Source organism: Aneurinibacillus sp. UBA3580 (assembly GCF_002375825.1).
Lineage (GTDB): Bacteria > Bacillota > Bacilli > Aneurinibacillales > Aneurinibacillaceae > Aneurinibacillus > Aneurinibacillus danicus.
This window is the reverse complement of the sequence record NZ_DFMZ01000024.1, coordinates 71975-83938: the sequence shown is the minus strand read 5'-3', so window position 1 is coordinate 83938 and position 11964 is coordinate 71975. Positions and strand designations below refer to the sequence as shown.

Genomic DNA, 11964 nt, shown 5'->3' with positions numbered 1-11964 from the left:
TGGTGGTTTTCTGTGAAAATCATTCCCTCATTCTTTTTCAACTGCTTCTACAAGATCTGCTTTTTTATTTCCTGAGTGGAAGAGGAGAGAGAAGCTCCCACTTTTTCTTCTTTTAAAAGCAGTGCGCAAGTAGCAGCCACAGCAGATGCCAGGGCGAAAAAGATAAAGACGTTACCGAAATCCTGAGCTCCGTCCACCGTGACTTTTACTAAATAACCGGCTACTAAAGGAGAAACAAATGAACCAAGCTGGCCTATGCCATTGGAAATTCCTGTAGCTCTCCCCACGACTTCCTTTGGATAACGTTTCTGTAAATAAGCATAAACGGAGCCAAAATTCAAATTAACAAAGAAGCCAACGAGTAACAGCAAACCTAATAACAAGCCGGTCTGGCCTTTTTCCAGTGAACCGAGCAGCCAGAGAACAGGGATACTTCCAAGATAGGCAATAATCCCAACAGGTTTCATTCGATGCAATACTTTATCCATTAACCAGCCACCTAATAACATTGCGAGGATTGCGACAACATAAGGCGCAGAAGCAAACAGACCCATTTCCTTGATATTTAATCCATGCTGCTTCACAAGGAAGGTAGTTAACCAGGTTGTTGTTCCCCAATATACAGCCAGCTGACAAAAAAGCAGGAGTGTATACAGATAAAAAGAGGGATCCCGCAGGAAAATGGATGCGCTTACACCTTTTACCTGAGAAGTACCTGATTCTTCATCCGCAATGCTTTCCTGGCTTTCTGCCGTAATATGATTATATTCTTCCTGTTTTAAACGTCCTTTGTCGAGCATTTGTTTCGGTGTATCTGAAACGAAGTACCAGAGAATAAATATACCAATCAAACCAGGAATCGCGAGAAGATAAAATACAGGTCGCCATTCACCACCAAAAAGATAAAAAGAAACAGTCGTAATAATAACAGGGACAATGGCGGGGGCTACTGCCCATGACGTGGTAAAAAACGAAACGGAACGCCCGCGCTCAGCAAGCGGGAACCAGTTATTAATGGTACGAAGAGCTGGAGCAAAATGATGGCCCTCCCCTAACCCAAGCCCAATACGCAGGGCTATAAACTGGCCGAATGACTTAACCATCCCGGTTAAAGCAGTAACGAGTGTGAATACAATAATAGCGATGTTCATAACTTTTTTCGGTCCAATTTTATCCGCAAGAAATCCAGCTGTCACCTGTGCTAATGAATATGCGAAAAAGAAAACAGAAGCAAGCTGTCCCACCTGTACGGGTGTTAGATTTAAATCCTCCTGGATAAAGGGAAGGAAGGTGAGTACGGCTAACCTATCAAAATAATTAATAATGTAAAGCAGCCATAGGGTAACAAGAACCATATGGCGATATCCCCATGCTTTTTTCGCGAGTTGTTGCATATTTCTACCGCCTCTCTATTTTAAGTAGACTAATAGCGCGTGTCTTCTCAGCAGCTGACGCGTTTTGCATTTACTAGACGATTGTTTGTCCAGCGCGGCACAATTGGTATGATGCCTGATTGGCCGGCATAGGTAACAGCTTTGCTAAAACCGAGCTCTGCGAGCAGACAACCTGTTTCTGTGTCTTTAAATACCTCAGTGATCCTGTGAGATTGAGATTCGTATAATTGAAAAGCCGCTTTTGCTGAATCTGTCAGTTTCCATGACAGGTTGTTTTCTTTTATAAGTTCGGAAATTAAGTAGCCGGCACTTAAAAAATCTTCAAGGGAAAAGCGATTATCAGAGCCGGCGCAAACGATCAAAACGGAGCTGGTGTCCTGTTCTTTCTTAATGTGGCTTGCTACCGCTGGTCCATTTAACATAGAGGAAGTATAGACACTTTTTGCTGCGGAACACTTTTGAACAGCAACTGTTCCGTTTGTTGTGGACAAAACAATAGATTTATCCGATAGATCTCTTTTCAACAGTTCGACCGGATCAGGGTTCTGGAACCCTTCTAACGTGTGACCGCCTTTTTCACCACATAAAACATAGCTTGCTTCTGTAAGTGTTTCGCATGCCAGGAGTGCCTCTTGCTCGTTTAGGACAGGAATCACTTCTTTTGCGCCGTGGTGAAGAACAGCCGCAATGGTTGAGGTCGCAAGTAGAGCATCGATAACAACAGCTGTACAGTCGGTCAGTTTTTCCCTATTAATATCTTCCTTGCGTGTTAATACATGTATTTTTCTCATATCGTCCTCTATAGTAACTCTTTATTTTTTGCCCGTAACGCTTGATGCATGAGATTATGAATCCCTTCGCCAAGTTTGGCGAATCGGTCGTCTTTCGCTTCCCCTTTTTTCCAGCGATAGTAGATTTGTTGCAGAACGACACCGATCTTGTAAAAAGCAAATGTTAAATAATAGTCAATGTTGGATAGATCACGTCCGCTTTTTTCTGCGTAAAGCTGTACAAACTCGCGGCGTTTAATAAAGCCTGGATTAACGGTAACGGATGTAAGACCGGTTTCGCCTTCTCCGGGCTCTGTCCAATAAGCGAGACTGCAGCCCACATCGGTTAAAGGATCGCCTATTGTACACATTTCCCAATCAAATACAGCAACTGCTTCCCTTGGATTATCTGGAGAAATCATCATATTATTAAGCTTGAAATCATTATGAACGATGGATGGAGCAGGAGAGGCAGGGAGTTGTTTGATAAGCCACTGCTCGATTTCAGGTACAACAGCCATCTCTTCTGTTTTTGCATGATGATATCGTTTAATCCAGCCCTGTACTTGCCGTTCAAGGTAGCCCTGAGGTTTCCCTATAGTAGCAAGACCCGCTTTTACATAGTCAATATTGTGCAAGAAGACCAGTGTATTGACAACGGTTTCGGATACAATTCGGGCATACTCCTTGTTTCCTACATGTTCGGGAGGTAAGGTGTCATCCAAGACAATTCCGTTCTTCTTTTCCATAATGTAAAAATGCTTATCTGAAATAGTCGGATCCTCACAGTAAAGATATGGTTTTGGCGCTAACGGAAACACCGGGTTTATCTTTTGAAGAATGGTAAACTCCCGTTTCATATCATGGGCTTTGGGAGGAATTTGGCCAAAGGGAGGCCGTCTGAAAACGGCTTCCCAATCCCCGATTTTAAGCAGATAGGTTAAATTCGAATATCCTGCCGAAAACTGTTTGACCTGCATAGGTTCATTAGAAAGATTCTCAATGTGAGAGCGAATATAATGCTCAATGGCTTTCCAGTTAATTTCCCTGTCTCGCCGGCTAAGATTGGTTTGATTCATCGAGTGACTCTCTCCTTTTTGAATGCTTTCAGTACTTGCTTAGCAACAACCATTCGATGTACTTCATCGGCACCGTCATAAATACGAGCAGAGCGCGCCTCGCGGTAGAATCCTTCTAACGGTGTATCCCCCGTAATACCAAGCGCACCGTGAACCTGGATGGCGCGGTCGATAACATCATGAAGAACTTTGGCTCCAAAGAATTTGATAATGGAGATTTCTTTACGGGCCTGATCGCCCTGGTCCATTTTCCAAGCAGCATGCAATGTTAATAGACGTGCTGCTTCGATTTCGGCAGCAGAGTCAGCGATGAAATTTTGAATCGTTTGGAATTCCGATAACGTTTTACCGCGTGTCGTTCTCTTTGTGGAATACTCAATCATAAGGTCGAAACTTCTCTTTGCCACACCGATCCAACGCATAGCATGTGTGATTCTCCCCGGACCAAGACGTAATTGAGCCAGCTTAAAGCCTTCTCCACGTTTCCCCAACAGATTTTCTTTAGGGACACGACAGTTTGTATAGCGTACTTCACAATGACCGCCGGCAAAATGATCTCCCATAACTGGCACTTCTCTTACGATTTCAAAGCCCGGGTTGTCCGCATCAACAATAAACATGCTGAAACGCTCATGGGGCGCTGCATCCGGATCGGTCATCGCCATTACAATGGAAAAGGAAGCGCCAATGGCACCGGTTGTAAACCATTTATGGGCGTTAATTACCCATTCGTCACCGTCAAGTTCTGCGCGAGACTGCAGCATTGTAGGATCGGATCCGGATACTTCTGGTTCAGTCATTGCAAAACAGGAGCGAATCTCTCCGTTTACTAATGGCATTAAGTATTTTTCTTTTTGTTCTAGAGTGGCAGCGTGCCATAAAATTTCTGAGTTTCCGGCATCAGGGGCCATTGAACCGAAAATATAAGGAGCAATGGGACTTCTTCCAATAATCTCGGAAAGTAAGCCTAAAGAGACGAATCCCATTCCCATTCCGCCTACTTCGCCTGGCATGTGTCCGGCCCATAAACCTAAATCTTTAACCTTTTCTTGAAGCGGTTTCAAAATTTCATCAGGCAACCCGCGATGCGGAACCATATGTTTTTCGTTTGGATATACATACTCATCCATAAATGCAGCAGCCTTATCAATCATCTGTTGCTGTTCCGGTGTGGGGCTAAAATCGAACACAACACTCACTCCTTAGGGATTTTTATTCTCAAGCATGTATTAAAGCAAAAATAATGCCAATAAAATAATGCCGTTTTTACCGGGATAGCAGGGGAAAGCGATGAAAAAAGGAATCAATCATTGAAAAAGATAATCAATTCATAAATACACATATATTTAGAATATTTAATATTAAAGGAATTACTTAAATAGTGCAGAAAGAAAAATGATTCAACAAAAGCTAGCTGAGCATAGAACCACACGGAAAACAGTGAAGGTGCCAGGGGTTAGCCGGTCATCTCTTGTAAAAAAAGATACAAAGACCAGACATAAAATAAAGCGGTTACAAGTTCAGGTTAGTGTCAGGCATTATTTGATTCCAACTGGAATCAAATAACGTTGGACTGAGGAGCGACATGAAGCTTCTTTTTCAGACTTTTTTTATATTAATATGTTTATTACTGTGTCCAGGATTTATGGCATAACAATTGCTTAACCATTAAATGAGAGAAAGTTGACAAGATTTTGACTGTAGAAAGGAAGGGTATGATGCAAATCCCGAGTTTTAATTTAACAGGAAAGATAGCACTTGTGACGGGCGGTAGCAAAGGAATTGGATTCGGTATGGCTCATGCGTTAGGGGCGTATGGAGCTCAGGTTATTATAACAAGCCGTGGAGTAGAAGAAGGGCGGATGGCACAAGAACAGCTGCGAGAAGCCGGCTTTGAAGCCACCTATATATCCTGTGATGTGACAAAAAAACAACAAATAGAAAATGTAGTAGAAACTGTCGTCAAGGAGTTCGGTTCCATTGATATTCTTATCAACAATGCGGGGATGAATATTAGAAAACTATTAATTGAAGTCGAAGAAAGCGACTGGGATCAAGTACTGAATGTGAATCTTAAAGGGATTTTCCTCATGGGCCAGGCTGTTGCACAGCAAATGATCCAACAAAAAAGTGGAAGGATTATAAATATCTCTTCTATTCTAGGAACCATTGGTATGCCTTACCAAACGTCTTATGCAGCTAGTAAAGGGGGGATTAATCAGCTTACGAAGGTATGGGCTGAAGAGCTGGCTCCTTATAACATTACCGTTAACGCTGTTGGTCCTGGTTATATAAGAACCCCCATGACGGATGGATGGTTAAGTGATTCGGTCAGGTATCAGAATATTGTTAATAATACAATGCAAAAAAGAGTGGGTGAGCTTACAGATTTAGCAGGTCCGATTGTCTTTTTAGCTTCCGATGCATCAGCCTATGTTACAGGCCAGGTGTTAAATGTAGATGGCGGATGGACCGCTCGATAAAACCATAGGTCAGGTGGTAATGACATGAAAATTGTAACAGAAAACCACTTTAATCGAACAATCAAAGTGTTTAAAGACAGACCCGGAAACTTAATGGAGATGCTTGAAAAAACGAAGGCTGCCTTTCCTGATAAGGAAGCGCTAGTATCACAAAATGAGCGTCTTACTTATCGGGAGTTATACGATAGAGTAGAATCAATTGCCGGAAACCTCCATTATTCATACGGTATCCGGAAGGGTGACCGAGTTGCTTTACTCGTCGGCAATACTATTGAATTTGTCCTTCTTGTTTTTGCCTGTGCCAGAATTGGAGCCATTGTTGTTACATTGAATACGCGCCTACAGGAAACAGAGCTATCGTATATGATTACTCATTCAGGAGCGGATATCCTGCTTTTAGATGATGAATTCATTGATACAGTGGAAAACATGAGAAGTAAATCGATGATTCAAAACGTTAAACACTTTTTCTTAATTGGCGATGTAAAAGCAAGCAAAAGAGACTATTTACCTTTTGAAATGTTAGAGCAAAAAGAAGTGCCACCGCAAATAGAAGTATCGGAAGATGATCCGCTGTTTATTATGTATACTTCCGGAACAACAGGTTTGCCAAAAGGCGCGATAGGCAGTCACCTGGGTGTCATTCATAGTGTAATGAATTATGAATTTATACTTAAGAGCAATCATCAGACAAAAACGCTCATTGCGATTCCGCTATTTCATGTAACCGGCTTGATAGGACAGCTTCTTCACATGATAAAAGTAGGTGGAACCTCTGTCATTATGAGGAAATATAAGACTGCGGAGTACATTCGATTGATTTCCGAGGAGAAGATTACATTTTTATTTAGTGTTCCAACGATTTATGTGATGGTGCTTTCCCATCCTGACTTTTCTAAATATGCCTATCACTCGGTTACTACTATTGCTTACGGCGGAGCGCCAATGTCTGAAGAAACGATTTCTGGTTTGCAAAAGGCATTCCCAGGGGCTTCTCTGCATAATGCTTATGGTGCTACGGAAACCTCCTCACCGGCTACTATTATGCCCCTGGGGTATCCGAAGGAAAAAATCCGCTCAGTTGGATTGCCTGTTCCGGTTGCAGAAGTGAAAATACTGAGTGAGAATGGAGAACCCTGTGAAGCAGGAGAAGTAGGCGAACTTCTTATTAAAGGGCCGATGGTAGTTGAGGGCTATTGGGACAATGAAAAAGCCAACCGAAGATCATTTGTGGATGGTTACTGGTACTCGGGTGATCTGGCAAAGATTGATAAAGACGGATATGTATATATTATGGATCGTATAAAAGATATGATTAATCGTGGGGGAGAGAAAATCTTTTCCGTAGAAGTTGAAAATATTTTGTATAATCATCCAAAAGTTTTGGAAGCAGCAGTCATTGGTTTTCCAGACAAAATTTTTGGTGAAATTGTGAAAGCGTTTATCGTGCCGAAAGAGAAGACAGAAATTGATGAAGAAGAGATTAAACAATTTGTCCGGGAAAGATTAGCCGACTATAAAGTTCCAGCGGTAGTAGAGTTTATTTCAGAATTGCCCAGAAATCCGGGTGGGAAAATAATTAAAGCTAAACTAAAAGAGATGTAATATCTGTTGATGGAGCTGCTTATGCTGCTCCTTTTATTTTTTATCTAATTGAAGAGGGCAAAGTAGCGATGGATTATCTTATTACACTGCCACGTCCCCGTCAGCGCAGCCATGCGGCTTTCGCCTCCGTCGCCGGGAAAATTCTTGAGCGCATTATGGGGGCGGACGAAACGGCTAAAGTTGCCGATGTTGCCGTTAGTTCTCATTAAAGATGTCCGATATCATAAGATACGCTCTCAAAAATAAGTAGGCTGTCGAATTTCTCGACAGCCCGCGAGTACTGTTTGAATTAGCTCGACGCATTTTTGACTTTATTTAAATCAGGTTTCTGGCCGTTCATCAGATCTGCTTGTTCAAGCGCATACGCCGCATGTAAGATAACGTCTTCTTTAAATGGAGCTCCAATGATCTGCAATCCTACAGGCATGCCGTCACTGCATCCGCACGGAACGCTGATGGCTGGCAGTCCTGTAAGGTTTTCAGGACCGGTAAACCGGATGACGTGATCCAAGAAATTAATTTCTTTGCCATTGAGCAGCATAGAGGTTTGTCCAATAAGCGGAGGAGTGAAGGGAAGTGTGGGTGTAATCAGTACATCAACCTGCTGGAATGCTTTTGCAAAATCAAGGTTTAGCTGATGACGAATTTGTTGTGCCTGCAGGTAATCGACAGCGGAGACCAGCTCTCCTAATTCAAGAAGAATGCGCACATCATCCCCGAAATCTTGTGAACGATCAACTAGATTTTGATGATGTATGGCACTTGCCTCCGAAGTAATCGTAATCATTTCTGCAAACGCTGCATACTCCAGGGAAGGGATTTCGATGGGGACTACTTTGGCGCCCATTTCTGTTAGCGTCTGAATTCCTTGACGAACAAGTTTTTCTACATTCGCGTCGACATCATGGAAAAAGTAACTTTCATTGACGCCGATGACGAGATCATTTACATCTTCTGTCAATGCAGCCGTATAAGACGCGGCTGGAATGTTTGCGCAGGTCGGATCTTTATCATCATATCCTGCAATGACTTCTAACATGATGGCAGCATCTCTGACTGTTTTAGTCATAGGTCCAATATGATCTAACGACCAGGCCAGGGGGAAGCAGCCGTATTTACTGACCCTTCCGTGTGTAGGTTTAAGTCCGACGATTCCGCATGCCGAAGAAGGAATACGGATCGATCCGCCTGTATCGGTACCGAGAGACGCGATCGTCATGTCAGCAGCAACAGCAGCCCCCGATCCCCCGCTTGATCCACCGGGAATTTTCTCTAAGTCCCACGGATTGCGGCATGGACCAAAGTGCGGATTCGTTGTTGTAGCCCCCCAGGCGTATTCATGCATATTGAGCTTTCCTGTAAAAATAACACCGGCTTCTTTTAGCCTGGAAACGACGGTCGCATCATAGGACGGAACGAAATCTTTATGAATTTTCGAACCCATCGTGACGACTTCATTTTTAAAATAAAAAATATCTTTTAGCGCCATCGGAATGCCGTGAAGTGGACCGCGATAGTCACCGTTCATGATCTCTTGCTCGGCATTTTTCGCTGCAACTATGGCAGCCTCTGCATCGATTTGAATGTAAGCATTGATTTGCTTGTTATAGCGCTCTGTTTGGTGAAGAACCGCTTCTGTGATTTCAACAGGGGAGATTTCTCGGTCGCGAAGGAGAGGAGCCAGAGTTTCGATGGATTGGGATGCGAGTTCATGTCTCATTTAGTTGTCTCCTTTACTCGGTGGCATAAGGCGATATCAAAGTCCTTCAACTGCGCTTTGCTCGCTTGTTGTTGTAGAGAAAGAATCGATTGCCACTGGGTTACAAGAACAGAATAATCTTCGTCAGGGGCCTGAACACCTTTCGCCTGTAAAACAGTACGAATCATTTGCTCCAATCTTTTCATCTCCTTTAATTGATAGTGCAAGTTCTATAATACAGAATATAATAAAAATTCTATCAAATGTAAATGGAAAATACCCAGAAGGAGAAGTTAGCCCTTCTTCGCTAAAGCAACTGACCTGGTTAAATCCAGGTCAGTTGCTCTGCTGTGTTCTATAAGCCTGCTTGTTTTATTTCATATTAATCGTTCGATGCTGCTATCTTTGAAAAAAGGAAAACCATTTTTCAAATCCTTTTGTGCCATGTTTTTGTTGTACAGTATCAGGCTCGTATGGTTCATAAGCAAGTGGAACTTTCGTGACTTTACTTGTCCATTCGTCCAGGGCAACCAAATCGTCCTTATTTACTTGACGCAATGAATTTTTTCCGAGAGCCCGAATGGCAACCTTCATTTCTTCAACACAGGAGGTGAAAAAATTCTCTAAGTATTTTGCCGCTTCTTCTTCATCGAATTCATCTGCCATACTACCGGGGTAAAAAACAAGTTGCGTGGGCGGTTCCCATGGGATGGCCTTCGTTACCTGAACATGGGTCATTGCCCATATGAGGGCAGTTCCCATAAATACCGCATCAGCTCCTAAAGCAAGGGCTTTCAGACATTCCCCCGGGTTAAAAAATCCTCCTCCGATCAAGAGACTAATCCTGTCTTTTACCCCCTGCTTTTCAAGATAATCTGCAGCTCGGGATAAAGCATAAATCGTAGGAAGCCCAAAATCATCTTCTAAGATGGGCGGGCCTCCTTTTGTTCCTGCTTGCCCTCCATCAATGCTAATAAAATCAACATCTCCTTGAATCGCTACTTCTAAGTCGGCTTCCAGTGTGGCGCTGGCGCAAATCTTAACTCCAATAGGAACTCCTTCTGTCACTTTACGAAGCCTATTTACCAAAGGTTTAAGATCCTGCGGTTTATTTATTTCCTGGTGGCGGGCAGGGACTACAACTTCACCCGGTGGCACCTGTAAAACATCTCTCGCCCTGCCTTCTAGAAACTCAGGAGGAATAAAACTGGCGGAACCAGCAGTAGCGCCCTGGCCGATATGAATTTCAATTGCATCTGCTTGTTTTAGAATTTCGGGTTCTTTTGACCAGGTTGCCGAATTATATTGAAGGATTAAATACTTAGAGTTAGCCCTGTCTTCAGGCAAAAAACCTCCTTCTCCCGTATTGGTGGCTGTGCCAACAGCGGCAGTTCCCTTAGCCATGGCTATTTTCATCTTTTCGCTTACGCCGATTCCATAGCCCAGGGCGGCCGACACCAGGGGGATATTGAGAGTTAATGGCTTTTTTGCCTTTGGCCCGATTGTGACCTTCATATCGACAGGAGCCTTTTCATGAGTGGGCAGAACAGCCAGTTGAGCGGGTGAAAAGATAAGACCATCAAAGTTGAGAAATTTACGAGGGCTGCCAAACGGCCTTTCGATAATTTTTCCTGAATCAGCACGCAGGCTATTTTCGATTACCATTGTCGGGTTTATTCTCGTCATGGCTGTTACCATTTCCCATATATTTTCGGGGTAACGCTCTGACATTAACCGTTTTGTGAAGCGACCTATGATCAATTTAATTAAAGGTCTCGCAAAAATAACGGCAAATATTCCTGTACAAATCATTGCCGTAAATGATGCAGTAAAGGCTCCGAGCCAAAATGAAGATATGTCGTTTTCCATCGTACACTACCTCTTTGTGTGAAGATTATACAGAAATAAATGATTACATACATTAGATATAGGGTTATTTTCTCGTTCTTTTTCCTTATTTATACGTTAGAGTCACCCACAACACCTGTAATAAGACATTATGTTTCTTTGCATACTAGGTAACAAAATCGTATGCGGAGGTATAATTGATGCGAATCGTCATTTTGGGTGGAGGATTTGGCGGACTCAATGCTGCTCTGTTACTTGGAAAAGCACTCCAATCAACTCCTCATGAAATTGTTTTGCTGAGTGATGCCCCCTGCTTTTTATTTCGTCCTTCCCTGATCTGGGTTCCTTTTAACAAGAGACAAATCAAAGAAATATCCTTTCCGCTTAACGAGATATTACAGAAAGTAAGAGTCCAGTTCATGCAAAAAAGGGTCGTATCGATTCTACCAAAGGAAAAACAGATACTTTGTGAAAATGGGACCCGGCTTATATACGATTACTTAATTATTGCTACGGGGGCCGTTCCGGCTTGGGAACAAATCGAAGGATTAAAAGGAAATACAGCATCCGTTTACAATGCGCACGCTGCATTACAAACGAAAAGACGAGTAGGAGAAATAAAAGTCGGACAACCGATCGTGATTGGAGTTGCACAACAAAACTCTTCACAGGGCATGGCTTATGAATTTTTGTTCGAATTACATGCTTTTCTACACGAGCGGAATGTTCAGTGTCCCATTACCTTTTTTACATATGAAAAAGAATTATTTAATCATAAAGGAAAAAAGGTTACATTGATTTTAGAAAAGCACATGAAGGAAAAACAGATTTCTCATTACAGCGATGTGTCGATCACAAAGGTAGAACCGGGCTGCTTGCAGTTAAGCAATGGCGTATCGCTTCCTTACTCCTTTTCTTTGATTTTACCTCCTTACAAGGGAGCAGAGTTCATTTTTGCTTCGCCGGATCTAGATCATGAAAATGGTCTGCTTGTAACGAATAAAGGTCTCCAATCCACCCAGTGGGAAAATATTTATGTTGTGGGGGATGCAAATGCAATGAAAGAGTATAAATCCGGAAGAGCGG

Annotated in this window: 11 protein-coding genes; 4 read left to right on the top strand and 7 right to left on the bottom strand. The window is 42.7% G+C overall.

From position 1 onward, the window contains the following. Positions 1-47: 47 nt before the first annotated feature. Genes B2899_RS04150 through B2899_RS04135 form a run of 4 tightly spaced genes read right to left on the bottom strand, consistent with a single transcriptional unit; the run spans position 48 to position 4433 of the window. Entirely contained in the window at positions 48-1394 is a 1347-nt protein-coding gene (locus tag B2899_RS04150; RefSeq protein WP_146811673.1) for an MFS transporter, read from the bottom strand. 47 nt (positions 1395-1441) lie between these two features. Next, positions 1442-2185 carry a 2-phosphosulfolactate phosphatase gene (locus B2899_RS04145; protein WP_286884237.1) on the bottom strand — a complete coding sequence of 248 codons (744 nt, stop codon included), beginning with the start codon at positions 2183-2185 and terminating at the stop codon, positions 1442-1444. Between the two features lie 8 nt (positions 2186-2193). Beyond that, a complete protein-coding gene (locus tag B2899_RS04140) occupies positions 2194-3243 on the bottom strand; it encodes a phosphotransferase family protein (RefSeq protein WP_286884236.1) in 1050 nt (349 codons plus the stop codon). Then, positions 3240-4433 (bottom strand): acyl-CoA dehydrogenase family protein, encoded by a 1194-nt coding sequence (locus B2899_RS04135; protein ID WP_286884235.1) that lies wholly within the window; start codon positions 4431-4433, stop codon positions 3240-3242. Before B2899_RS04135 ends, B2899_RS04140 begins: the two co-directional genes overlap by 4 nt. 525 nt (positions 4434-4958) lie before the next feature. On the opposite strand from B2899_RS04135, the gene B2899_RS04130 reads away from it, so the two are divergent. From B2899_RS04130 to B2899_RS04120, 3 genes are all read left to right on the top strand, one after another. Continuing rightward, positions 4959-5726, top strand: coding sequence for an SDR family NAD(P)-dependent oxidoreductase (locus tag B2899_RS04130; protein ID WP_286884234.1), 768 nt, complete (start codon positions 4959-4961; stop codon positions 5724-5726). Positions 5727-5750: 24 nt separating this feature from the next. Continuing rightward, the gene (locus tag B2899_RS04125; protein ID WP_286884232.1) at positions 5751-7331 is read left to right on the top strand and encodes a class I adenylate-forming enzyme family protein; all 1581 of its coding nucleotides are present in this window, start codon (positions 5751-5753) and stop codon (positions 7329-7331) included. Positions 7332-7399: 68 nt separating this feature from the next. Continuing rightward, the gene (locus B2899_RS04120; RefSeq protein ID WP_286884230.1) at positions 7400-7540 is read left to right on the top strand and encodes a hypothetical protein; all 141 of its coding nucleotides are present in this window, start codon (positions 7400-7402) and stop codon (positions 7538-7540) included. A gap of 80 nt (positions 7541-7620) precedes the next feature. Here B2899_RS04120 and B2899_RS04115 read toward each other — a convergent pair whose 3' ends face one another. The 3 genes from B2899_RS04115 to B2899_RS04105 all read right to left on the bottom strand — a co-directional run bounded on the left by B2899_RS04115 (position 7621) and on the right by B2899_RS04105 (position 10899). Further along, complete coding sequence (locus tag B2899_RS04115) at positions 7621-9051, bottom strand: amidase (protein ID WP_286884228.1); 1431 nt, start codon at positions 9049-9051, stop codon at positions 7621-7623. Continuing rightward, on the bottom strand, positions 9048-9227 hold the full coding sequence (locus tag B2899_RS04110; RefSeq protein WP_286884226.1) for a hypothetical protein: 180 nt from the start codon (positions 9225-9227) through the stop codon (positions 9048-9050). Before B2899_RS04110 ends, B2899_RS04115 begins: the two co-directional genes overlap by 4 nt. Before the next feature lie 202 nt (positions 9228-9429). Then, positions 9430-10899 (bottom strand): FMN-binding glutamate synthase family protein, encoded by a 1470-nt coding sequence (locus tag B2899_RS04105; protein WP_146810947.1) that lies wholly within the window; start codon positions 10897-10899, stop codon positions 9430-9432. Between the two features lie 179 nt (positions 10900-11078). Here B2899_RS04105 and B2899_RS04100 point away from each other — a divergent pair. Continuing rightward, positions 11079-11964 (top strand): NAD(P)/FAD-dependent oxidoreductase (locus B2899_RS04100; protein WP_286884224.1); only part of this gene is annotated, 886 nt, incomplete at its 3' end.